The organism is Yoonia sp., assembly GCF_036770585.1.
In the GTDB taxonomy this organism is placed as follows: Bacteria; Pseudomonadota; Alphaproteobacteria; order Rhodobacterales; family Rhodobacteraceae; genus Yoonia.
The window spans coordinates 1-24,297 of the sequence record NZ_DAIPIW010000036.1; the positions used below are offsets into that span (position 1 = coordinate 1).

The 24,297-nt window shown below is 61.6% G+C and carries 20 protein-coding genes and 1 pseudogene; 12 read left to right on the top strand and 9 right to left on the bottom strand.

What is annotated here, in order from left to right:
- Window positions 1–116: 116 nt before the first annotated feature.
- The 3 genes from V7N12_RS08230 to ubiG form a co-directional block, all read right to left on the bottom strand.
- Window positions 117–1,049 carry an NAD-dependent epimerase/dehydratase family protein gene (locus V7N12_RS08230; protein ID WP_333713947.1) on the bottom strand — a complete coding sequence of 311 codons (933 nt, stop codon included), beginning with the start codon at window positions 1,047–1,049 and terminating at the stop codon, window positions 117–119.
- Window positions 1,046–1,906, bottom strand: a complete 861-nt coding sequence (locus tag V7N12_RS08235; protein ID WP_333713949.1) for a glycosyl transferase family 90 — start codon at window positions 1,904–1,906, stop codon at window positions 1,046–1,048. The genes V7N12_RS08230 and V7N12_RS08235 overlap by 4 nt, the downstream gene beginning before the upstream one ends.
- Window positions 1,907–2,135: 229 nt before the next feature.
- Window positions 2,136–2,882, bottom strand: coding sequence for a bifunctional 2-polyprenyl-6-hydroxyphenol methylase/3-demethylubiquinol 3-O-methyltransferase UbiG (ubiG, locus tag V7N12_RS08240; protein WP_333713951.1), 747 nt, complete (start codon window positions 2,880–2,882; stop codon window positions 2,136–2,138).
- A gap of 49 nt (window positions 2,883–2,931) precedes the next feature.
- On the opposite strand from ubiG, the gene pip reads away from it, so the two are divergent.
- The 10 genes from pip to V7N12_RS08290 all read left to right on the top strand — a co-directional run bounded on the left by pip (window position 2,932) and on the right by V7N12_RS08290 (window position 15,572).
- Window positions 2,932–3,927, top strand: coding sequence for a prolyl aminopeptidase (gene pip, locus V7N12_RS08245; protein WP_333713953.1), 996 nt, complete (start codon window positions 2,932–2,934; stop codon window positions 3,925–3,927).
- Window positions 3,928–3,986: 59 nt separating this feature from the next.
- Window positions 3,987–4,979 carry an ABC transporter permease gene (locus V7N12_RS08250; RefSeq protein WP_333713976.1) on the top strand — a complete coding sequence of 331 codons (993 nt, stop codon included), beginning with the start codon at window positions 3,987–3,989 and terminating at the stop codon, window positions 4,977–4,979.
- Window positions 4,976–6,172, top strand: coding sequence for an ABC transporter permease (locus V7N12_RS08255; RefSeq protein ID WP_333713954.1), 1,197 nt, complete (start codon window positions 4,976–4,978; stop codon window positions 6,170–6,172). The genes V7N12_RS08250 and V7N12_RS08255 overlap by 4 nt, the downstream gene beginning before the upstream one ends.
- 1 nt (window position 6,173) lies before the next feature.
- Window positions 6,174–7,832, top strand: a complete 1,659-nt coding sequence (locus V7N12_RS08260; RefSeq protein ID WP_333713956.1) for an ABC transporter ATP-binding protein — start codon at window positions 6,174–6,176, stop codon at window positions 7,830–7,832.
- A 75-nt stretch (window positions 7,833–7,907) separates the two neighbouring features.
- Complete coding sequence (locus V7N12_RS08265; protein WP_333713957.1) at window positions 7,908–9,449, top strand: ABC transporter substrate-binding protein; 1,542 nt, start codon at window positions 7,908–7,910, stop codon at window positions 9,447–9,449.
- A gap of 205 nt (window positions 9,450–9,654) precedes the next feature.
- A complete protein-coding gene (gene rimP / locus V7N12_RS08270) occupies window positions 9,655–10,257 on the top strand; it encodes a ribosome maturation factor RimP (protein WP_333713959.1) in 603 nt (200 codons plus the stop codon).
- 1 nt (window position 10,258) lies between these two features.
- Entirely contained in the window at window positions 10,259–11,929 is a 1,671-nt protein-coding gene (nusA, locus tag V7N12_RS08275; protein WP_333713960.1) for a transcription termination factor NusA, read from the top strand.
- Between the two features lie 27 nt (window positions 11,930–11,956).
- Window positions 11,957–12,580, top strand: coding sequence for an RNA-binding protein (locus V7N12_RS08280; RefSeq protein ID WP_333713962.1), 624 nt, complete (start codon window positions 11,957–11,959; stop codon window positions 12,578–12,580).
- Window positions 12,581–12,585: 5 nt separating this feature from the next.
- Window positions 12,586–15,078 (top strand): translation initiation factor IF-2, encoded by a 2,493-nt coding sequence (gene infB / locus V7N12_RS08285; RefSeq protein ID WP_333713963.1) that lies wholly within the window; start codon window positions 12,586–12,588, stop codon window positions 15,076–15,078.
- Window positions 15,079–15,335: 257 nt separating this feature from the next.
- On the top strand, window positions 15,336–15,572 hold the full coding sequence (locus V7N12_RS08290) for an STAS/SEC14 domain-containing protein (protein ID WP_333713965.1): 237 nt from the start codon (window positions 15,336–15,338) through the stop codon (window positions 15,570–15,572).
- Here the strand turns inward: V7N12_RS08290 and mutT are convergent.
- The 3 genes from mutT to V7N12_RS08305 are packed head-to-tail and all read right to left on the bottom strand — an operon-like array spanning window position 15,569 to window position 18,026.
- The gene (gene mutT / locus V7N12_RS08295; RefSeq protein WP_333713967.1) at window positions 15,569–15,967 is read right to left on the bottom strand and encodes an 8-oxo-dGTP diphosphatase MutT; all 399 of its coding nucleotides are present in this window, start codon (window positions 15,965–15,967) and stop codon (window positions 15,569–15,571) included. The genes V7N12_RS08290 and mutT overlap by 4 nt on opposite strands.
- Entirely contained in the window at window positions 15,964–17,178 is a 1,215-nt protein-coding gene (argJ, locus tag V7N12_RS08300) for a bifunctional glutamate N-acetyltransferase/amino-acid acetyltransferase ArgJ (RefSeq protein ID WP_333713968.1), read from the bottom strand. Before argJ ends, mutT begins: the two co-directional genes overlap by 4 nt.
- A 2-nt stretch (window positions 17,179–17,180) precedes the next feature.
- Window positions 17,181–18,026 (bottom strand): peptidylprolyl isomerase, encoded by an 846-nt coding sequence (locus V7N12_RS08305; protein WP_333713970.1) that lies wholly within the window; start codon window positions 18,024–18,026, stop codon window positions 17,181–17,183.
- Between the two features lie 196 nt (window positions 18,027–18,222).
- Here V7N12_RS08305 and secA point away from each other — a divergent pair, with 196 nt between their 5' ends.
- Both secA and V7N12_RS08315 read left to right on the top strand, forming a co-directional pair.
- Complete coding sequence (gene secA, locus V7N12_RS08310; protein WP_333713971.1) at window positions 18,223–20,925, top strand: preprotein translocase subunit SecA; 2,703 nt, start codon at window positions 18,223–18,225, stop codon at window positions 20,923–20,925.
- A gap of 109 nt (window positions 20,926–21,034) precedes the next feature.
- Complete coding sequence (locus tag V7N12_RS08315) at window positions 21,035–22,003, top strand: hypothetical protein (RefSeq protein WP_333713972.1); 969 nt, start codon at window positions 21,035–21,037, stop codon at window positions 22,001–22,003.
- Here the strand turns inward: V7N12_RS08315 and radC are convergent.
- The 3 genes and pseudogenes from radC to dnaK form a co-directional block, all read right to left on the bottom strand.
- On the bottom strand, window positions 22,000–22,755 hold the full coding sequence (radC, locus tag V7N12_RS08320; RefSeq protein ID WP_333713973.1) for a RadC family protein: 756 nt from the start codon (window positions 22,753–22,755) through the stop codon (window positions 22,000–22,002). The two genes, V7N12_RS08315 and radC, sit on opposite strands and share 4 nt — an antisense overlap.
- Before the next feature lie 41 nt (window positions 22,756–22,796).
- Window positions 22,797–23,942 (bottom strand): molecular chaperone DnaJ, encoded by a 1,146-nt coding sequence (gene dnaJ / locus V7N12_RS08325; protein WP_333713974.1) that lies wholly within the window; start codon window positions 23,940–23,942, stop codon window positions 22,797–22,799.
- A gap of 73 nt (window positions 23,943–24,015) precedes the next feature.
- Window positions 24,016–24,297: pseudogene (dnaK, locus tag V7N12_RS08330) on the bottom strand (molecular chaperone DnaK); the annotation flags it as partial.

Below are 24,297 nucleotides of genomic sequence, written 5' to 3' on the forward strand. Positions count from 1 at the left end.
GCGATTGCCCCGATCATCGCCGATGTCGTCGCGAATATCGGTGAGGACAAGGTCAAGGTCGCGCTTCCGGTTCTGCGTGAGATGCGGGTCAAGCTGAGCGAATTCGGCAAGGACCCCTAGGCCGTCACATTTGCATCCAGCAGCATCGCTTTCAGACCCTCTGCGAGATCGGTGTCGGGCGTCCAGCCCAGAAGACGCTTTGCCTTGCCGATGTCCGGGCAGCGCCGCACTGGATCGTCGGTCGGCAGTTTCGAGAAGACAAGAGGCACCTCTGTTCCGACAACAGCTTGGACGCTGGCCGCGATCTCCAGAATGGATTGTTCGTGCGGGTTGCCGATGTTGACCGCTTCACCCTTTGCGGCATCGACCTCGGCCAGACGTCTCAGCCCGTCGACCGTATCGTCGATATAGCAAAGGCTGCGGGTCTGCCGCCCGTCTCCGTAAATCGTCAGGGCCTGCCCTTGGGATGCCTGTGCGATGAAGTTCGGGATCAGGCGACCGTCACCGGGGGCCATGCCGGGGCCGAAGGTGTTGAAGATACGCGCGATCCGAACATTCGTGCCCCGGGTGCGGTAGGCATCCATCAAAAGGGTTTCTGCCGCACGCTTGCTTTCGTCATAGCAGGCGCGCGGACCGATCGGGTTCACATGGCCCCAGTGTTCCTCTTTTTGTGGATGCGACAGCGGATCGCCGTAGATCTCGCTTGTCGAGGCCTGCACGAGGGTCGCATCGCAGCGGATCGCGTGGTCCAGCAGGTTCAGCGTGCCGAGCACATTGCTTTTCCAGGTCTGGATCGGGTCGCGCTGGTAGAATGGCGGCGAGGCGGGGCTGGCAAGGTTGAAGATCACGTCGCAGGCGGGCAGGTCGGCGGGGACCGCGATGTCATGGTGCATGAAAGACACCCCCTCGAGATCGGTCGCAGAACCTGTCGAGAGATCGTCGATGATGTGAACCTTTGCACCGTGTTGCAAAAGGTTGCGCACCAGATGCCGCCCGAGAAAACCCGCGCCCCCCGCAACGAGGACGGATTTGGTGCTCCAGTGCGTCACTTGCTGGCCTCATGGCGTTCGATGATTTCGATGGCAGCGCGGGTTTCTGTCTCGGTCGTCATAGATCGCGCGAATGCCTGACCCGCAGCGGCGATCTCGCGGGCGCGATCGGGATGACAGCGGGCCCAGTCCACGGCTTCCCGAAGATCAGAGAGATCTGCTTTCACTGGGATGAAGTGTTCCCATGGGGTTAGGCGGTGGTAGTACCACTGATAGAAGCTGAACTGGCTTTCCACCTTGAAGATACAGCACCCGAAGATCAGCCGCTGCATGAAATTATCCCATGCGTTGGTCGTGCCATCGATGTCGATGCCAAACTTCATGTTCGCCCAGTCCGTAGGCGGAATGCCGTCTCCGATCATGCCAGCTTCGCTAAGTCGCGTTGTGAAGGCCTGACTCCCACCGGTGACAAACCTGAAGTCGATGTCGGTGGACTTGCAGACATGCGCCATTCTCAGCCTTTGTCTGACACCCGGTGTGTCCAGATTGACGGGATCAACCGACAAGAGCCCGTGTCCGTTTGGTGATCCGCGCCACACAATCCGGTCCGAGCGTTCATTCCAGTCGACCGCATTGTCTTTCGCAAAAGCGTGGTCAAAGGCATAGCCGCGTCGCGTAAAGAAATAGGTATCCGTGATCGCAACTCCGACATTCGGGGATGTAGAAAAACGATAGACCCCCAAGCCCGTCGAATCCCCGTCCGAAAGATCCGCCGAGATTTCCCTCACCTCGGGTGAGGTGAGCGAGAACCAGTGGATGTGTGCTGCCATGCGCCTGCTAAGGAACGCCTTTTGCCGGCCTGAGAGCGATTTTGCGACGATAGCCACAATCTTGTCGCCGTCTTTGCGCAGGATCATCTCGCTATCCATGCTGGGTTGGTCAGATGCAACGACCCTGAGAGGCGGTGGCGTAACCCCCGCCGCTTGGAAATCCTCCGCAATCTGCCGACGCAAGAAGGCCTGTAATTGCATCAGGATGATGGGCTTCCGGATCATCCTGCGCCCGCGTTGGGCATAATTGATTAAATTCATCACTTGCCGTCGATAACTTCTTTGCCCAACCATAGGTTACTTCGCGGGCAGAACACTACCCCAGAGGCTTCGTCGCGGCTGTCACATAGTTTACCGACAGGTCCCGGTCCGAGATCGACCAGGTAAACCGCGCGAAGTTGAAGACAAAGCCCTTGCGGTCCACCGGTGTCATTCCGGCCTTTTCCAGAAGCGCGAACAATTCATCCGGCGTGATGAACTTGTTCCATTCATGCGTGCCCTTGGGCAGCCACCGCATGACGTATTCCGCCCCGACGATCGCCATGGCAAAGCTTTTGGGGTTCCGGTTGATCGTCGAACAGATATGCAGCCCGCCCGGTTTCATCAGCGCATGACAGGCGGTCAGGTAGCCCTGCGGGTCGGCGACGTGTTCGACCACTTCCATGTTCAGCACAACGTCGAATTCTTCGCCCGCGTCGGCCAAAGCCTCGGCCGTGGTGTGGCGATAGTCGATCGCAAGGCCCGATTGCTCGGCATGGATGCGCGCGACGGGAATATTGCGTTCGGCGGCGTCGGCACCGACGACCGTCGCCCCCAGCCGCGCCATCGGTTCGCAAAGCAACCCGCCGCCGCAGCCGATATCGAGGATGCGCAGCCCCTCGAAGGCCTGCGGCTGCGACAGATCGCGGCCGAACTCGGCGGCAATCTGGCGGGTGATGTAGTCCAGCCGGACCGGATTCATCATGTGCAGCGGCTTGAACTTGCCGTTCAGGTCCCACCATTCGGCGGCCATCGCCTCGAATTTCGCGATCTCGGAGGGGTCAACCGTATTCGTTGCCGACATCTTCGCCTCATTCATGGTCAGTTGCGTCGAAACGCGATATAGGGTGCCTATGGACAAAGTCGTAGGACAAAAACGCCCCGGCGCCCACCTTTACCCGCCCGTCGATCCTTTCGACCAGCGGATGCTGGACGTGGGCGACGGGCACAAGGTCTATGTGGAACAATGCGGCAATCCGGACGGGATTCCCGTTGTGGTGCTGCATGGTGGTCCGGGCGGCGGGTGCAGTCCGGCGATGCGGCGCTATTTCGATGGCTCCGTCTTTCGCGTGATCCTGTTCGATCAGCGCGGCTGCGGCCGCTCGCGTCCTCATGCCAGCGTCGAGGCCAATACCACATGGCATCTGGTCGCCGATATCGAGCTGATCCGCGAGACGCTGGGCATCGACCGCTGGATCGTCTTCGGCGGGTCATGGGGCGCGACGCTGGCGCTGATCTATGCGCAGGCGCATCCGGATCAGGTGGCGGGACTGGTGCTGCGCGGGGTCTTCCTGATGACGCGGCGCGAGCTGGACTGGTTCTATGGCGGTGGGGCTGCGAACTTTTGGCCCGACCTGTGGGCGCGGTTCACCTCGATCATTCCCGAGGACGAGCAGCACGATCTGATTGCCGCCTATCACCGCCGCCTGTTTTCCGGCGACCGCAATATCGAGACGCGCTATGCCCGCGCCTGGGCGGCATGGGAAAATGCACTTGCGGCGATAGATAGCGACGGGATCACGGGTGAAAGCCCTGCGGATTATGCCCGCGCCTTTGCACGGCTCGAAAACCATTATTTCCAGAACATGGGCTTTCTGGGCGAAGGGCAGCAGATCCTGCACCCTGACCAGATGGCCAAGATTCAAGGCATCAACGGTGTGATCGTGCAGGGCCGCTATGACATGATCTGCCCGCCGCTTTCGGCGCATCGTCTGTCACAGGCATGGCCCAAGTCACGACTGACGTTCGTAGGGCGCGCGGGCCACGCCTTGTCCGAACCCGGGATCACCGCCGAGCTGGTGCGCACGATGGACATGATGGCGACGCATCGGGTCTCGCTGGGGCTTTAGGGTTTACAGACGCGGACTTGTGGATAAAGTCTTGGATGGGGATCGGAGTAATCAACGTCTTGGGCAGCGTCCTTCGCATCATTCTACAAAGACTGGCACTTGGTCTGCTGACGTTGCTGATCGTGTCCATCGTGATCTTCGTGGCGGTGAACCTGCTTCCCGGAGACTTCGCGGAATCGATTCTCGGACAAGGTGCTACACCCGAGGCCGTGGCCTCCATCCGGCGTGACCTCGGTCTCGATGAGCCGCTGATCTCGCGGTATTTCATATGGCTTGGCGGTGTGGTGCAGGGCGATCTGGGCACCAGTTTCGCGCAGGCGAACTTTGCAAGTTTCACCGGCACCGACTCGGGCGCGACGACGGTTGCCGCGCAGATCGCGCCGCGCTTTGCCAATACGATGTTTCTTGCCATGATCACCGCCGCGATTGCGGTGCCGCTGTCGATCATTCTGGGCATTCTTGCGGCGCTCTACCGCAACACCATCTTCGACCGCGCGACGAACATCTTTACCCTGTCTTCGATTTCCAGCCCCGAGTTCTTTCTGGCCTATATCCTGATCCTGTTCCTTGCGGTGCTGAACCCGATCTTCCCCTCGCTGTCGAATATCTCGCAAGGTATGCCCTTCAGCGACAGGCTGAACGCCTCGGTCCTGCCCGCGCTGACGCTGACGCTGGTGGTGATGGCGCATATGCTGCGGATGACGCGGGCGGCGATCATCAACCTTCTGGCCTCGCCCTATATCGAGATGGCGCGGCTCAAGGGTCTGTCGCCGATGCGGGTGATCGTGACACATGCGCTGCCCAATGCGCTGGCGCCGATCATCAACGTGGTCGCGCTGAACCTTGCCTATCTGATCACCGGCGTCGTCGTCGTCGAGGTTGTCTTCGTCTATCCCGGCATCGGCCAGCTTTTCGTCGATAGCGTGCGCATCCGCGATATCCCGGTGGTGCAGGCCTGCTGCCTGATCTTCGCGGCGGCATTCATTCTGCTGAACCTGACGGCGGATATCATGTCGATCCTGTCCAACCCGCGGCTGAGGCATCCGAAATGATCTGGTTCGTCGTCTCGCTGGTCGCCATGCTGGCCATCGCCTGGGTGTTCCGCTTTGCGGGACAGGCTGCCACGGGCAACGCGCCCCGGTTCCGCGATATGCCCTTTGGGGTGGCCTACGGCTATGTGCTGGGCGTCTTCGTGCTGGCGTGGCTGGTCTGGGCCTATGCGCAGGGGCGCAGTCCCGATCCGGCGATTGCCAACAAGTTCTTCTTTCTGCGCATCGCGATCGAGGGGCTGATCCTCTTTTCGATTGCCGCATGGCTGTTCCGTCTGTTGGGCCGAAGCGTCGGCACCGCATGGACCCGCAAGATGTTCCGCGAGATGCCGCTGACGGCCTCGTTCGGGATCCTGACGATCATCATGTATGCGATCTTCGCGATCTTTGCCGGTGTCATCGCACCCTACGGGCAAGAGCAGATCATACCCGGCGTTGCCGCGAATATCATCCCGGGCGGCAATCCTGCGATGGGCGGCAATCCCGACTTTCCGCTAGGCACCGACCAGATCGGGCGCGATATCCTGAGCCGCCTGATCTATGGCGCGCAGAACACCGTCGGCATCGCCTTTGCGACCACCTGTCTGGCCTTTCTGCTGGGGGGCACCTTGGGCTTTCTTGCGGCGACACTTGGCGGCTGGCTGGACCAGATCCTGTCGCGGGCGGTGGATGTGCTGATGGCGATCCCTTCGCTGATCTTCGCGCTGCTTCTGATGACCATCGCCAGCGTCTGGGCGCCGCGGCTGGGCATACCGCTGACCGTTTTCATGGTCCTGATCATCGCCGTGATCGACAGCACGCGGGTCTATCGTCTGTCCCGCGCTGTCGGGCAGAATATCGTCGTGATGGATTATATCGAGGCCGCCAAGCTGCGCGGCGAGGGGCTGGGCTATCTGATCTTCAAGGAGATCCTGCCCAATGCCACCGCGCCTCTGCTGGCCGAATTCGGACTGCGCTTCTGCTTCGTCTTCCTGACCATCGCGGCCCTGTCCTTTCTTGGTGTCGGGATCCAGCCGCCGCTGGCGGACTGGGGCACGATGATGCGCGATCTCGCCAGCTTCGTGAACTTCGCCGCATTCGCGCCCATGGCCGCCACGGCACCCCTGCTGGCGGCGGGGGCAATTGCGCTGCTGACGGTGGCGGTGAATTTCGTGGTGGACTGGATGTTGCACAAATCATCGGGGCTGAAAGAGTGATATGACCGAAAAGACCGATCAGCCCCTCGTCAAAATGCGCAGCGTCACGATCGAAGGGCGCAGCGACGAGACGTGGATGCCGATCATCAATGGCGTGGACCTGACCCTGCATCGGGGCGAGGTTCTGGGGCTGATCGGCGAATCCGGTGCGGGGAAGTCCACGCTGGGTCTGGCGGCGATGGGCTATACCCGCGACGGCGTGCGGATCAGCGATGGCACGGTCGAATTCGACGGGATCGACCTGCTGAAGGCCTCGGCTGCGACCAAGCGCGACCTTCTGGGCAAGCGGATCGCCTATGTGGCGCAATCCGCCGCGGCCAGTTTCAACCCTGCCCACAAATTGCTTGAACAGCACGTCGAAGGCCCCGTCCAGCACGGTGTCATGAGCCGCACCGAAAGCGAGAAGGACGGGATGGCTCTCTATGCCAAGCTGCGTCTTCCCAACCCCGACGAAATTGGGTTCCGCTATCCGCATCAGGTCTCGGGCGGGCAATTGCAGCGCTGCATGACGGCGATGGCCATGTCCTGCCGTCCCGACCTGATCATCTTCGACGAACCGACGACCGCGCTGGATGTCACCACCCAGATCGAGGTGCTGGCCGCGATCCGTGACATCGTCGATCAGTTCGGCACCGCCGCGATCTACATCACCCATGACCTCGCCGTGGTGGCGCAGATGGCGGATCGGATCAAGGTTCTGCTGAAAGGCGATGAAGTCGAAACCGCCGATACGCGCACCATGCTTTCGGCACCGACACAGGACTATACCAAGTCGCTTTGGGCTGTCCGCAGCTTTGAGCGTCCGGCGAAACCCGCCGTGCAGGCCGGATCGGTGCCGGTGATCAGCGTGCAGAATGTGGATGCGGCCTATGGCACGATCCCGGTGTTGCATGATGTCAGTTTCGATCTGCACGCGGGCCGGACCGTGGCGGTGGTCGGTGAAAGCGGGTCCGGCAAGTCCACGACGGCGCGCTGCATCACGGGTCTTTTGCCACCCAAGGCAGGCCAGATCATTCTGGATGGTGTGCCCCTGCCCGCCGATTACCGCAAACGCAGCAAGGACCAGTTGCGGCAGGTCCAGATGATCTACCAGATGGCCGACACGGCCCTGAACCCGCGCATGTCCATCGGCCAGATCATCGCACGGCCGGTCGAGTTCTATCTGGGTCTCAAAGGGAAAGAGAAACGCCGCAAGGTGGATGGTCTGCTGGAACAGATCGAGCTTGAGCCGGCGAAATACTACAACCGCCTGCCCTCCGAATTGTCGGGTGGGCAGAAACAGCGGATCGGCATCGCGCGAGCGCTGGCGGCCGAACCCAAGTTCATCATCTGTGACGAGGTGACATCGGCGCTGGATCAACTGGTCGCCGAAGGCATCCTGCGTCTATTGGCGCGTTTGCAGGACGAGCTGTCGCTGACCTATATGTTCATCACCCATGACCTTGCGACGGTGCGGGCCATCTCGGATGAGGTCGTGGTCATGAAGGACGGCCGCGTCGTCGAACAGGGACCGAAAGGCGAGATGTTCCAGCCACCGCATCACCCCTACACTGACCTTTTGCTGTCCTCGGTGCCTGAAATGGACCCTGACTGGCTGACCAAACTGCTGGCCGAACGCGGAGTTGATAACATTGGCGATGCGGCTGTTGATAAGATGTAATGCGAATCATCCGAACCAAGCGATGAGAACAACAGGGCGGAAAGCGCCCACCAGATAACTAGGGAGAAAACGAAAATGCACGGAATTAGCAGACGCGGTCTTTTGAAGACCGGCGCGGCGGCCGGTGTCATCGGCCTGACAGGTTTGCCCCTGCGCGCCCAGACGCGGGGCGGGAAACTGACGGCAGGGCTTTCGGGCGCCAATACCTCGGACAGTTGGGATGGGCGGACCCACTCTGACCTGTTCATGATCGCTTGCGCACAGGGCGCGGTCTTTGACAGCCTGACCGAGGTCGGCGCGGACGGCACCCTGAAGGGCGAATTGGCCGAAAGCTGGGAGGCGACACCGGATGCGAAGGTCTGGACCTTCAATCTGCGCCGTGGCGTGACCTTCCACAACGGCAAGCCTTTCGGTGCCGATGACGTGCTTGCCTCGCTCCAGATGCACGTCGAGGAAGGCGCGAAATCGGCGGCAGAGCCGATCGTCTCGGCCATCATCGACATGCAGAAGACCGGCGACCATCAGGTGCAGCTGACGCTGGCCGCAGGCAACGCCGATCTGCCCTATTTGCTGTCGGACTATCACATCCTGATGTATCCCGCAGGCCAGATCGAGGAAGCCATCGCCAACGGCATCGGCACGGGCCTCTATCAGGTGGAATCCTTCGATCCCGGCGTGCGCATGTTGGCCACCCGCTATCCCGATCACTACAAGGGCGACAGCGCGGGCTTCTTCGACGAGATCGAGTATATCGCGATCAACGACAATACCGCACGGACCAACGCCCTGCTGACCGGGCAGGTCGATGCGATCAACCGGATCGACTTCCGGACCGAGGCGCTGCTGCGCGCCAATCCTGCCTTGCGTATTCAGGAACTGACCGGCAACCAGCATTATATCTTCCCGATGCTGACCAAGGTCGCGCCGTTCGATGATGTGAATATCCGCCGCGCCTTGAAATACGGCATCGACCGTCAGGAAATGGTCGACAAGATCCTGCTGGGTCACGGTCAGGTCGGGAACGACTCGCCCATCGGGCCGGCGAACCAATACTACAATGGCGATATGGAACAATTGGCCTACGATCCCGATCAGGCCAAGTTCTATCTGCGGCAAGCGGGACTGGACAGCATCAACCTTGATCTGTCGGCGTCTAGCGCCGCCTTCGAAGGTGCGGTCGATGCGGCCCTGCTTTATCAGAACTCGGCCTCTGCTGCCGGTATCAACATCAACGTCATTCAGGAACCGGCTGACGGTTACTGGTCGAACGTCTGGCTGAAAAAGCCATGGTGTGCCAGCTACTGGTCGGGCCGTGCGACCGAGGACTGGATGTTCTCGACCGCCTACGAGGCCGGGGCGCCTTGGAACGACAGCCAGTGGGACGAGCCACGCTTCCAGGAACTGCTGTTGCTGGCCCGTGCCGAGCTGGACAGCGACAAGCGCCGCGAGATGTATTACGAGATGCAGCAGATCCTGCGTGACGATGGCGGTGTCATCCTGCCGATGTTCGCCAACTACGTGCAGGCGCTAAACAACCGGATCGGGACCCCCGAAACGGTCGGCAATCTCTGGCAGATGGATAACGCCCGCATGGCCGAGCGCTGGTTCACCGCCTAAGGCGGATCGACTGACGACCCGACGAAACGCCCCGCCCTGTGCGGGGCGTTTTGCCTTGTCGGAACGACAGGGCTTGCAGACTCGCGCTGCGGTGCGTATATCCACCTTAACAGCGGCGGTTTGGTCTCCACCCCCAAGCCTCCACCGGAAACGATCACGGGCCGCGCGCCCGTTTTTTTGTGCCCGCAGACAGGGCTTGGAACCGATGAACGACCTGATTGCCAAAGCGGCCATTGACCGCCGCATCGCCGAAATCGTCACCCCCGTCGTCGAGGACATGGGGTTCGAGGTCGTGCGCGTCCGGCTGATGTCCGGCAAGGACACGATCCTGCAAATCATGGTGCAGCGTCCCGACGGCCAGATCGAAGTCGATGAATGCGGGCAGATTTCGACTGCGGTGTCCGCGGTGCTGGACGTCGAGGATCCGATTCTGGACGAGTATAACCTCGAGGTATCCAGCCCCGGTATCGACCGTCCGCTGACGCGGATGAAGGACTTTGACCAGTGGGAAGGCTTCGAGGCCAAGATCGAAACGGACGAATTGATCGACGGCCGCCGCCGCTTCAAGGGCGTGCTGGCGGGAACCGAAGATGATGAGGTCCTGATCACGATCCCCGAAGGCACGATCGGGCTGAAATTCGACTGGCTGTCGGATGCAAAGCTGATCCTGACGGATGAATTGATCCGCGACGTGCTGCGCGGGCGCAAGGATGCGGGTCAGATCGACGAGACCCAATTTGATGAAATCGAAACCATCATCGACGGTGATGATGGGCCCCTGCGGGGCGACGACGAGGAGAACGAATAACATGGCCTATACTTCCGCCAACCAGCTGGAACTTTTGCAGACCGCCGAAGCGGTGGCCCGCGAAAAGAACATCGACCCCAGCCTTGTCGTCGAAGCGATGGAAGAATCGCTCGCCCGTGCGGCCAAGTCGCGCTACGGGGCCGAGATGGACATCCGCGTGTCCATCGACCGCAAGACAGGCCGCGCGACCTTTACCCGCGTCCGCTCGGTGGTCGAGGATGAAGAGCTCGAGAATTATCAGGCCGAGTTCACCGCCCAGCAGGCGAAACCCTATTTCGAACAGCCCAAAGCGGGCTCGCGCTGGTTGCGCGAAGGCGCCGAGGTGACGGACTTCGCCGGTCTGCCGATGGTCGGCGACACATTCGTCGAAGAGGTGCCGCCGGTGGAACTCGGCCGGATCGCCGCGCAGTCAGCCAAGCAGGTCATCCTGCAAAAGGTCCGCGAAGCCGAGCGTGACAAGCAATACGAAGAATTCAAGGACCGCGCCGGCACGATCATCAACGCGCTGGTCAAGCGCGAGGAATACGGCAACGTCATCGTCGATGTGGGCGCGGGCGAGGCTGTGCTGCGCCGCAACGAAAAGATCGGCCGCGAGGCATACCGCCCCAACGACCGTATCCGCTGCTACATCAAGGACGTGCGCCGTGAACAGCGTGGGCCGCAGATCTTCCTGAGCCGCACCGCGCCGGAATTCATGGCCGAACTTTTCAAGATGGAAGTGCCCGAAATCTACGAAGGCATCATCGAGATCAAGGCCGTCGCCCGCGATCCCGGGTCGCGCGCCAAGATCGCCGTCATTTCCTACGACAACTCGATCGACCCGGTGGGTGCCTGTGTCGGTATGCGCGGCAGCCGCGTGCAGGCGGTCGTGAACGAATTGCAGGGTGAAAAGATCGACATCATCCCATGGAATGAAGACATGCCGACCTTCCTTGTGAACGCGTTGCAGCCTGCCGAGGTCAGCAAGGTGGTTCTGGACGAAGAAGCCGGCAAGATCGAAGTCGTGGTGCCCGACGAACAATTGTCGCTGGCGATTGGCCGCCGTGGCCAGAACGTGCGTCTGGCGTCGCAGCTGACCGGTCTCGATATCGATATCCTGACCGAGGAAGAAGAAAGCAAGCGCCGTCAGGCCGAGTTCGAAGAGCGCACCAAGCTGTTCATGGACACGCTGGATCTGGACGAATTCTTCGCCCAGCTTCTGGTCTCCGAAGGCTTTACCAACCTTGAAGAAGTGGCCTACGTCGAACTGGATGAACTGCTGGTGATCGAAGGTGTGGACGAAGGCACCGCCGAAGAATTGCAGGCCCGCGCCCGCGACTATCTCGAGGCCGAAGCCGCCAAGGCGATGGAAGCCGCCCGCGCGCTGGGCGTCGAGGACAGCCTGGTGAATTTCGAAGGGCTGACACCACAGATGCTCGAGGCGCTGGGCAAGGACGATGTGAAGACACTGGAAGACTTCGCAACCTGCGCCGACTGGGAACTGGCCGGTGGCTGGACCACCGTAAATGGCGAGCGTGTGAAGGATGAAGGTGTGCTTGAACCCTTCGACGTTTCGCTGGAAGAGGCGCAAGAGATGATCATGACAGCCCGCGTGATGCTGGGCTGGGTCGATCCTGCCGATCTGGAAGCCGAGACCGAGGACGAGGACCCTGCCGAGGAGGGCGAGGTCTGATCCGCGGTCTGTCAGGAGGGCCGAGGTATGACACGTGGTGGTCAGGCAAAGGACCGGGACGAGACGGAACGCAAGTGCATCGTCACCGGTGAGGTGCAGCCGAAGGCTGGACTGATCCGCTTTGTCATGGGGCCGGACAATCAGGTTGTGCCGGACGTGCTGGGCAAGCTGCCCGGTCGCGGGATGTATGTGACCGCTGACCGCGCGGCGCTGGCGGCGGCGGGCAAGGGCCAGTTCTCGCGCGCGGCCAAGGCGCCGGTCACCGTGCCGGATGATCTGGCGGACGAGGTCGAGCGCCAGCTTGCGCGCCGCGTGGTCGACCTGATCGCGCTGACCCGCAAGGCGGGACGCGCGGTCTGCGGGTTCGAAAAGGTCAAGGGCTGGCTTGCCGGTGGCGAAAGGGTCCGCGTTCTGGTGCAGGCCTCTGACGGGTCCGAACGGGGCAAAACGAAACTGTGGACGCCCGAAGGGGCCCGTTATTTCGACTGTCTGACGGCCCAGGAATTGGGTTTGGCATTTGGGCGGCAAAGTGTGATACATGGCGCGCTTGCGGCTGGTGGACTCAGCGATCGTGTTGTAGAGGAAGCGACAAAGCTGCGCGGATTGCGCGAAAGCATCGGGGGCAATGCGGCCCTCGGGAAGGAAAAGTAAGCTAAATGAGCGATAACGACGGCAAAAAGAAACTCGGCCTTGGTGGTTCACGTCCTGCGAACGTGAAGCAGAGCTTCAGCCATGGGCGGACCAAAAACGTCGTGGTGGAAACCAAGCGAAAGCGTGTTGTGGTGCCCAAGCCGGGTGCCGGCAAGGCTGCGGGCGGCGCAGGGGAAGCCTCTGCACCCGTGGGTGGTGATCCGTCAAAGCGCCCGGCCGGTATTTCGGATGCGGAACTCGAACGGCGGATGAAGGCGCTTGCGATGGCGAAAGCCCGCGAAGCCGATGAAGCCGCCAAACGCGAGGCCGAGGAAAAGGCCCGTGCCGCCGAACGCGAAGCGCGCCGCGCCGAGATAGAAGCCAAGGAAGCCGAAGACCGCGCCCGTGAAGAGCGCGCCAAGGCCAAGGCCGACGAAGAAGAGCGTAAGCGCAAGCAGGAAGAACGCGCAAAGGCCGCTGCCGCCGCTGCGCCCGATCCGGCCGCCGTTCCCGGCGAACCGGCTGTCGGCCGTCCGGCCTCCAGTCCGCGCAAGGTCGATCGTGAAACCGAGCGTGATCGCGGCGGCAAGTCGAAGCCCGTCCGCGGCGAGGATGATGGCCGACGCGCGGGCAAGCTGACCCTCAATGACGCATTGACTGGCCGCGAAGGCGGGCGTCAGCGTTCAATGGCTGCGATGAAGCGCAAGCAGGACCGTGCCCGCGCCAAGGCGATGGGCCAGTCGGCTGACCGCGAAAAGGTCTACCGCGAGGTCTCGCTGCCCGAGGCGATCACGGTTTCCGAACTGGCCAACCGCATGGCGGAACGGGTCGCTGACGTGGTGAAAGCCCTGATGACCAACGGCATCATGGCGACCCAGAACCAGACGATCGACGCCGACACCGCCGAACTGATCATCGAAGAATTCGGCCACACGGTCGTCCGCGTATCGGATTCGGACGTCGAGGATGTGATCCAGCAGGTCGAGGACAAGCCCGCCGATCTCAAGCCGCGTCCGCCGATCGTCACGATCATGGGCCACGTCGACCACGGCAAGACATCCTTGCTGGACGCGATCCGCAACGCCAAGGTTGTCGCCAGCGAGGCGGGCGGCATCACTCAGCACATCGGTGCCTATCAGGTGAAAACCGACAGCGGATCGCTGCTGACCTTCCTTGATACGCCCGGACACGCGGCCTTTACCTCGATGCGGTCGCGCGGGGCGCAGGTGACGGATATCGTTGTTCTGGTGGTTGCGGCGGATGATGCCGTGATGCCGCAGACCATCGAGGCGATCAACCACGCCAAGGCCGCCAAGGTGCCGATGATCGTTGCGATCAACAAGATCGACAAGCCGGATGCGAACCCCGACAAGGTGCGGACCGGCCTGCTTTTGCACGAAGTCGTGGTCGAAAAGATGTCCGGCGACGTGCAGGATGTCGAGGTTTCGGCGATCACCGGCAAGGGCCTTGATGACCTGCTGGAAGCCATCGCGCTGCAGGCGGAAATCCTTGAACTGAAGGCGAACCCCGGTCGTGCCGCCGAAGGCGCCGTGATCGAGGCGCAGCTGGACGTGGGCCGCGGGCCTGTCGCGACCGTTCTGATCCGTCACGGCACCCTGCGCCAGGGCGATATCTTCGTCGTGGGCGAGCAATACGGCAAGGTCCGCGCCCTGATCAACGACAAGGGCGAGCGTGTGCAAGAAGCCGGTCCGTCTGTGCCTGTCGAAGTGCTGGGCCTGAACGGCACACCCGAAGCCGGCGACGTGCTGAACGTGGTCGAGACCGACGCCCAAGCGCGCGAAATCGCGGAATACCGCGAGAAAGCCGCCAAGGAAAAGCGGGCTGCCGCCGGTGCCGCGACGACGCTGGAACAGTTGATGGCCAATGCCAAGGCGAACGAGAACGTCAGCGAACTGCCCATCGTGGTCAAGGCCGATGTGCAGGGCTCTGCCGAGGCGATCGTTCAGGCGATGGAAAAGATCGGCAACGAAGAGGTGCGCGTGCGCATCCTGCATTCGGGTGTCGGGGCAATCACCGAAACGGATATCGGTCTGGCCGAAGCCTCGGGCGCGCCTGTGATGGGCTTCAACGTCCGTGCCAATGCATCGGCGCGGAACACCGCGAACCAGAAGGGTGTCGAGATCCGCTATTACTCGGTCATTTACGACCTTGTGGATGACGTGAAAAAGGCGGCCTCGGGCCTGCTTTCGGCCGAGATCCGCGAAAAGTTCATCGGTTATGCCAATATCAAAGAGGTCTTCAAGGTCTCGAATGTGGGCAAGGTCGCGGGCTGTCTGGTTACCGAAGGTGTCGCCCGCCGCTCGGCTGGTGTGCGTCTGCTGCGTGACAACGTGGTTATTCACGAAGGCACGCTGAAGACGCTCAAGCGTTTCAAGGATGAGGTGGCCGAGGTTCAGTCGGGTCAGGAATGCGGTATGGCCTTCGAGAACTACGACGATATACGGCCCGGCGACGTGATCGAAATCTTCGAGCGTGAAGAGGTCGAGCGTCAGCTTTGATAGGCGGACCATGAAAATCGAAGGGCGGCCCGATGGGTCGCCCCTTTTCTTTTGTGAAACCTTCTTGACCAGCATCAAGGCGCAGTCGCGTGATCTTTGCCAGAAAGTCCGTGCAAGAGGAGGAAAGCCATGCTGAAAATCACCAAAGTTTCACCGAACCGTGTGGATATCGATCTGAACGGGCAACTCGACTCTGATGAGATGGCCAGGGGCTTGACGACCTGATCCTCCAATCCGAGGGGGTCGAAAACGGGGTGATGTTGTATCGCATCACCAGTTTTGCCATGCCAAGTCTAGGCGCGATCGGGGTTGAAATGGCCCGATTGCCCAAGCTGTTCGGGTTGCTGGGCAAGTACGACCGCTGCGCGGTGCTGACCGACATCCCTTGGCTGCGGACTGCTGCCGAAATGGAAGGGGCGCTGATCCCCGGATTGGAGATAAAGGCCTTTGCGCTTGATGCGGTCGACGACGCGGAAAGCTGGCTGATCGCCTAAAGCCAGTCGCGCAGGATCGGGATCAGCGGCACATCGGCGGGTGGCATCGGGTAGTCGCGCAAGGCGTTTGCGCGCACCCATTTCAGCGCCTGTCCCTCGCGCGATTGCGGCGTCCCGTTCCAGCGGCGGCAGGCAAAGAGCGGCATCAGCAGGTGGAAGTCATCGTAGCTGTGGCTGGCGAAGGTCAGCGGGGCAAGGCAGGATGCCCATGTGTCGATGCCAAGCTCTTCCTGCAATTCGCGGATCAGCGCGGCCTCGGGGATTTCACCTTGTTCGACCTTCCCGCCCGGAAACTCCCACAGGCCGGCCATGGATTTCCCCTCGGGCCGTTGGGCCAGCAGGATGCGCCCCTCTGCATCGATCAGTGCGACCGCCGAGACAAGGACGGTTTTCACGACCGGTAGTCCGCGTTGATGCTGATGTAGCCGTGGGTCAGATCGCAGGTCCAGACCGTGCTTTTCCCGCTTGCGATGCCCAGATCAACCCCGATTTCGAGGTCCTGCGCTTTCATGTAGGCGCTGGTCTCTGCCTCGGAATAACTTGGCGCGCGCCAGCCGTTTTCGGCGACAGTGATATCACCGAAACGGATGCAAAGCCGGTCACGGTCAGCCGTCGCCCCGGATTTGCCGACCGCCATGACGATGCGGCCCCAATTGGCGTCCTCGCCCGCGATGGCGGTTTTGACGAGCGGCGAATTGGCGATGGCCATCGCGACCTTGTTGGCGTCGGCGTCGTCCTTTGCACCTGTGACGGCAAGCGTGACGAATTTCGTCGCCCCTTCGCCGTCGCGCACGACCTGATGGGCGAGGTCCAGCATAACACTGTGCAGGGCATCGGCAAAATCGGCGTTGCCTGCCACATCCACGCCCGATGCGCCGGTTGCTGCCATGATCAGACTGTCCGAGGTCGAGGTGTCGCTGTCCACGGTGATGCAGTTGAACGTCTTGGCGTTGGCCTGCGAAACAAGCGCCTGCAACGTGGCCTGATCGATCAGCGCGTCGGTGAAGATATAAACCAGCATTGTCGCCATATCGGGCGCGATCATGCCTGAACCCTTGGCGATACCGGCGATCCTGACGGTCTTGCCGCCGATCCTGACCTCGGCCTTTGCGCCTTTGGGGAAGGTATCGGTCGTCATGATCGCGCGGGCGGCATCGGCGATACCGTCCGAGGCCTGCGCCGCCGCCAGTTCACCGATCTTCGCCACGATCCGGTCATGCGGCAGCGGTTCCCCGATCACACCGGTCGAGGCGGTGAAGACCCGCGCCTCGGGCACGCCTGTTTCGGCGGCGACGGCATGGGTGACGGCCTTGACCGATTCCACCCCGCGCGCGCCTGTGAAGGCGTTGGAATTGCCCGAGTTCACAAGGATCGCAGCAGGGCCGCTGGGATCGCCGCCAAGTTTCGCCTGACAGTCAAGCACAGGGGCCGAGCGTGTCGAGGATCGCGTGAAGACCCCTGCCACCGCAGCGCCGGGCGCGAGAAGTGCCAGCATCACATCGACACGGTTCTTGTATTTCACGCCCGCCGCAGCCGCCGCGAATGTCACACCGTCGATGACGGGCAAATCAGGGAAAGCCGCAGGGGCCAGCGGTGAAAGGGCCATGATTACCGGTCCAGCAGGTCGAGGTCATCAAGCAGGTTCGGGTCGAAGACGCCGTCTTCGGGAAGGACGACCTCGGTCGCGGTCGCAAGCTCTTCCAGACGGGCGGTGATTGCGGCCTCTTGCAACTGGCCCGTCAGCTCGCGGCGCACCATGTCGAGTGTCGGTAGCGGCTGAACCCGTGTTTCATTCAGCTTGGCGATATGCCAGCCGAACTGGGTTTGAAACGGTTCGCTGACCGCACCGACCTCAAGCGTGACGATCTGCTGTTCGAACTCGGGCACCATGGCACCCGGACCGAACCAGCCCAGGTTGCCGCCATTCGGGCCGGTAGGGCCGGTGGACATCTCTTGTGCGACTGCCGCGAAGTCCTCGCCCGCATCGACGCGGGCCTTCGCGGCGGCGGCATCGTCCTGCGTTTCCAGCAGGATATGCGAGGCGTTGAATTCGGGGATCTCTTCGGCGTTTTCGAACCGTGCCGCATAGGCGGCTTCGATGTCAGCCTCGGTGACGGAAGTTTCCGCGATCTCGGTGATCACCTCGGCGGCCATCAGGGCGCGGCGTTCGTTTGACAGCGTGTATTCGATGCGGGGGCTTGCCTCGCCCAGCACGTCGGCCAGCAATTGCTGCTGCACAAGCTGGTCGATCAGGCCGCTGAAAAGCACTTCATTGGGAAATTGCGCATACTGGGCGGGCAGCTGTTGGCGGGCGATGATGACCTCGCCCAGCGTGATCTCTGTCTCGCCGACAGTGGCCACGACCGTATCCGATGTCACGTCCTGGGCGATGGCGCCTGTCGCCATGGCACCAGACAGAAAGATGGCACCGAGGCAGACTTTGTATTTCAACATGAAAACGTTCCCTTGATTGGCCGCACCGGTGCGCGGCGTTGACACTCCAGAGGTGGCCCCTTACATCCCTCACAGGCCCCGAGGGGGCGCGATACTCAGCAGCTTTGGCCCCTTTCTATGTGGCCCGCGACTGGCCTACAAGCGACCTCCTCTCAAATAGACGTCAGACAGGCGCATCCGCGCCGCCGGAGAGAACATGCTGGGTTTCGGAACTGTTGCCAAAAAGGTTTTTGGCTCCGCGAACGACCGCAAAGTCAAAGCCACGCGTCCGCTGGTGGACAAGATCAACGCGCTGGAAACCGAATTCGCGGCCCTGTCGGACGACGGCATCAAGCAGAAAACGGCAGAGCTGGTCGAGCGTGCCAAGGGTGGCGCAAAGCTTGACGACCTGCTGCCCGAAGCATTCGCCAACTGCCGCGAGGCGGCGAAACGCGCGCTGGGTCTGCGGGCCTTCGATACGCAGTTGATCGGCGGGATCTTCCTGCATCAGGGCAATATCGCCGAGATGAAGACCGGTGAGGGCAAGACCCTTGTCGCCACCTTCCCCGCCTATCTGAACGCGCTGACCGGCAAGGGCGTGCATATCGTCACCGTCAACGACTATCTTGCCCGCCGCGATGCGGAATGGATGGGCAAGGTCTTTGGGGCGCTGGGCATGACGACGGGCGTCGTCTATCCGCAGCAGCCCGACGACGAAAAGAAGGCGGCCTATGCCTGCGACGTGACCTATGCCACGAACAACGAACTGGGCTTCGACTATCTGCGCGACAACATGAAGTCGGAACTGTCCCAGATGTTCCAGCGCGACCACAACTTCGCCATCGTGGACGAGGTCGACAGCATCCTGATCGACGAGGCGCGAACCCCGCTGATCATCTCGGGCCCCGCGCAGGACCGCAGCGAGCTTTACGTCGCGATCGACAAGATCATCCCCGAAGTGCAGGACGTGCATTACACGCTCGACGAAAAGACCCGCCAGGCAAGCTTTACGGATGAGGGGAACGATTTCCTCGAACAGCGTCTGGCCGAGGTCGGCCTGCTGCCCGAGGGGCAGTCGCTTTACGACCCGGAAAGCGCCACGCTGGTGCATCACGTCAGTCAGGGCCTGCGGGCGCACAAGCTGTTCACGAAGGACAAGGACTATATCGTCCGCGACGACGAGGTCGTGTTGATCGACGAATTCACCGGCCGGATGATGGTCGGTCGCCGCCTGTCCGACGGTCTGCATCAGGCCATCGAAGCCAAGGAAGGCTGTTCGATCAAGCCCGAGAACGTGACGCTGGCATCTGTGACCTTCCAGAACTACTTTCGCCTTTATGACAAGCTGGGCGGCATGACCGGCACGGCCGCCACCGAGGCCGAGGAATTCCGCGAGATCTATGGCCTTGGCGTGGTCGAAATCCCGACCAACCGGCCCGTCGCACGGGTCGACGAGGATGATCAGGTCTACCGGACCGCGCGCGAGAAATACGCAGGGATCATCACCGTGATCAAAGAGGCCCATGAAAAGGGCCAGCCTCTGCTTGTCGGCACAACCTCGATCGAGAAATCCGAAGCGCTGGCCGAGATGCTGAAAGCCGAAGGGATCACGCACAATATCCTCAACGCGCGCCAGCACGAGAAGGAAGCCCAGATCGTCGCGGATGCCGGTAAATTCGGCGCTGTCACCATCGCGACGAACATGGCCGGTCGCGGCACCGATATCCAACTGGGCGGCAACGTCGAAATGCGCGTCATGCAGGCCCTTGCCGATAACCCCGAGGCCGATCCCGAAACACTCCGCACCCAGATCGAGGCCGAAGTGGCCCAAGAAAAGGAAAAGGTCAAAGAGGCCGGCGGTCTTTTCGTGCTGGCAACCGAACGCCATGAAAGCCGCCGCATCGACAACCAGTTGCGCGGCCGTTCGGGCCGTCAGGGCGACCCGGGCCGTTCGGCCTTCTTCCTGTCGCTCGAAGACGACCTGATGCGGATTTTCGGATCAGACCGGCTCGACAAGGTGCTGTCCGGCCTCGGCATGAAAGAGGGCGAGGCGATCGTGCACCCTTGGGTGAACAAGTCGCTGGAACGTGCGCAGGCCAAGGTCGAGGGGCGCAACTTCGACATCCGCAAGCAGCTTTTGAAATTCGACGATGTGATGAACGAGCAGCGCAAGGTGATCTTCACCCAGCGCCGTGACATCATGGAAGCCAAGGACCTGTCAGAGGTCACCAAGGACATGCGCGATCAGGTGATCGACGATCTGGTCCACGTGCATATGCCGCCGAAAAGTTATGCCGATCAGTGGGATACCGAAGGCCTGCAAGCCGCCGTGAAGGACCAGTTGGGGATCGATGTGCCCGTGATCGATTGGGCGGCGGAAGAGGGCGTGGATGACGACGATATCCGCGAGCGGCTGGAACAGGCTGCGGACAGCTACATGGCCGAGAAAACAGAGGCTTTCGGCGACGAGACAATGCGCAGCGTCGAAAAGCAGATCCTGCTGCAAACGATCGACGGCAAATGGCGCGAGCATCTTCTGACCCTCGAACACCTGCGCTCGGTGGTGGGGTTCCGTGGCTATGCGCAGCGTGATCCGCTGAACGAATACAAGACCGAAGGCTTCCAGCTGTTTGAAAGCATGCTCGACGGTCTGCGGACCGATGTGACCAAGAAACTGGCGCAGATCCGGCCGATGTCGAAGGAAGAACAAGAAAAGATGATTGCGCAGATCCGCCAGCAGCAGGCGGTCGCGGCGCAAGCGGCGGCGGCCGCCGCGCCTGCGGCACCGGCCCCAACCGCGGATGCGCAACCCGGCTTTGATGAAAATGACCCGACAACTTGGGGCAACCCCGGCCGGAACGAGATTTGCCCCTGCGGTTCGGGCAAGAAGTTCAAGCATTGCCACGGACGTTTGGCCTGAGGTCCGGCAAGGTTTCGACGTCTGAAAAGCTCTATCTGCGGCGACGTAAATCGACTATAGTCAGCGCCTGGGAACAGGGCTGTTGATGTTGGGCAGCAACGTATTTGCGATGAAGTTTGTCATTGCTGTCGCGGCTTTCGCGGCACTTGTCTACGCGCGCCCTGATGCCGACCCGATGCCAGAGATCATGTCGGCGCCGGTGGTCGTCGGCAACACGCCGGTGGCGCATGGGGTGATGATGGCTGTGACCTCGGACAACATGCCGGTCTTCGGTGTGCCCCGCGCGGTCAGGGTGACTGTCCCGTCAGAGTCGGCTTTGCCCGATGGGCTTCTTGCGACGATCTATGATGCAGTCGAGCCTCCGGCTTTCGATGCCCTGCTGGCCATGCCCGATCCCGATTGCCCTGTCACGCTTGTCGGTGAGGCGCTGCCGCTTGCTCTGGTCGAGGTAAGCCTGGACGCGCCATGTCTGCCCGCGACGCGGTTGGTCGTCCGGCACGGGCCGCTGGAATTCGCGGTGCGGACCACTGCCACGGGCACAGTGGATTTTACGGTGCCAGCGCTGGCGCGCGAGGCGAGCTTTACGGTCTTGCGCGACAACATCGAACTGGCGCGCACCGCAGTTTTCGTGCCTGATATCGCGCGGTTCGACCGTGTGGCGCTGAACTGGCGCGGCCCCGAGGTCCTGAACCTGCACGCATTGGGCAAGGCCGCAGAGATCGGTGAAGAAGGGCATATCTGGCGCGCGGCACCCGGTTCGCTGGGCGATGTGGCGACAGGCAGGGCGGGATATCTGTTTGAATTCCGCGACCGCGAGGCGGACATGCCCGTCCATGCCGAGGTCTTCACCTTCCCGGCGGGACAGGGCGTTCTGGACGGGAAAATCACGATGCGGGTCAGCACCCTGCTTCATCCGCGCAATTGTGGGCGCGCGGTGGATTTTCGGGCGATCAAGGCGGTGGATGGACATGGGCCGCATGTGACGTCCCTTTCGGTCAGGATGCCCGGGTGCGGACAACTGGGTCATGACGTCATGCTGGACAAGGACCTGACGACACTGATCGCCGAGGCAGGCTAGATCAGCCCCGCGCTGCGAAAGCTGCATTCCGATGATTTGCCGATGATCAGGTGATCATGGACGGTGATCGAAAGCGCCTTGGCGGCTGTGATGATCTGTTTGGTCATGTCGATATCCGCCTGAGACGGTGTCGGATCGCCGGAAGGATGGTTATGCACCAGAATGATGGCAGCGGCGTTCAGTTCCAAGGCGCGCTTGACCACCTCGCGCGGGTAGACGGGCACATGATCGAGGGTGCCGCGCGCCTGTTCTTCATCCGCGATCAACACGTTCTTGGTATCCAGAAAGAGGATGCGGAAATGTTCGGTCGGTCTGTGGGACAGGGTTGTGTGGCAATAGTCCAAAAGCGCGTCCCAGCTTGAGACCACATGCCGTTGCAGCACCCGCGCACGGGACAGGCGTTGGGCCGCCGCCTCGACGATTTTCAGTTCCACGATGACGGCATCGCCGACCCCCTCGATCTTTTGCAGTCCTTCCTTGCTGGCGGATACGACCCCGTTGAAATCGCCGAATTTGTCGATCAGACGACGGGCAAGCGGTTTGACATCCTGTCGGGGAATGGCGCGGAACAGAACAAGTTCAAGAAGTTCGTAGTCCGGCATGGCCTGCGCCCCGCCGGCCAGAAACCGCCCCCGCAGACGCTGGCGATGATCCTTGATATAGGACGGCAGACGCCCCGCATCCAAAGGGGCGGGCGCTGCAACCTCGTCCAGGTTGTCGAAAAGGGAAGGGGCTTCGGCAAACTCTCTCATTGCGCGAGATTGCCGAAGATTTGGTTACAATCCGGTAAAGATCAGCCCTTCATCGAGTCCCAGAAATTCTTGACCGAATTGAAGAAGCTGGACCCTTGCGGATTGTTCTCTTCGCTCAGCTTTTCGAATTCCTTGAGGATCTCGCGCTGGCGGGCGGTCAGTTTGACCGGCGTCTCGACGGCAAGTTCGATGAACATGTCGCCGAAACCGCCACCGCGCAGGGCGGGCATCCCCTTGCCGCGCAGGCGCATCTGCCGTCCGGTCTGCGACCCTTCGGGCACTTTCACGCGGCTGCGGCCACCGTCGATCGTCGGCACCTCGATTTCGCCACCCAAGGCGGCGGTCGCGATCGAGACGGGAACGCGGCAGTAGAGGTTGGTATTGTCCCGCTCGAACAGCGCGTGGGCGTTCACCTCGATGAAAATATAAAGGTCACCGGTCGGTCCGCCGCGCATGCCGGCCTCGCCCTCGCCCGCCAGCCGGATGCGTGTGCCGGTTTCGACACCCGCAGGGATATTGACGGAAAGAGACTTTTCTTTCTGCACGCGCCCCTGACCGTGGCAGGTCTGGCAGGGGTTCTTGATGGTCTGGCCCATGCCGGAACAGGTCGGGCAGGTGCGTTCGACCGTAAAGAAGCCCTGCTGGGCACGAACCTTGCCCATCCCCGAGCAGGTCGGGCAGGTCTGCGGTTCCGAACCACCTTCGGCGCCTGTGCCTTTGCACGATCCACAGGTGACGGCGGTGGGCACATTGATGGTCTTTTGCAGTCCCGCGTAGGCATCTTCAAGATTGATGCGCAGGTTATACCGCAGGTCGTTTCCGCGCTGGGCAGCCGAGCGTCGGCCACCGCCACGACCGCCGCCCATGAAGTCACCGAAGAGGTCGTCGAAGACATCCGAGAAGGCGCTGGCAAAATCACCCTGACCGCGTGGCCCACCGCGCGCGCCGCCGCCCATGCCGTTTTCGAAGGCGGCATGGCCAAAGCGGTCATAGGCCGCCTTCTTGTCGGCGTCCTTCAGAACCTCATAGGCTTCGTTGGCTTCCTTGAACTGGGCCTCGGCCTGCGGATTGTCCTTGTTGCGGTCGGGGTGAAGTTCCTTCGCCTTCTGGCGATAGGCTTTCTTGATCGCATCGGCGTCGGCGCCGCGTGCAAGGCCCAGCACTTCGTAGTAATCACGTTTCGCCATAGTCGTTTCCCCCTTGGGAAAGACAGCGACCGGCCCTTTTGACGGGGCCGGTCACGTCCCAAGACACGCGGCCCTAGTTGTTGCGCTTGTCGTCATCCAGATCTTCGAAGTCGGCATCGACGATATCGTCGTCAGCGGCTGAGGCGTCACGCTCGGCATTGCCTTCTTCTTCCTGCTGCGACTTGTAGATCGCCTCGCCCAGTTTCATGGCCGCTTCGGTCACGTTCTGGATGCCGGACTTGATCTTGTCGGGGTTGTCGCCCTCCAGATCGTCCTTCAGCGCAGCAATGGCCAATTCGATCGCCTCGATCGTGGTCGGGTCGACCTTGTCGGAATGCTCTTCCATCGACTTTTC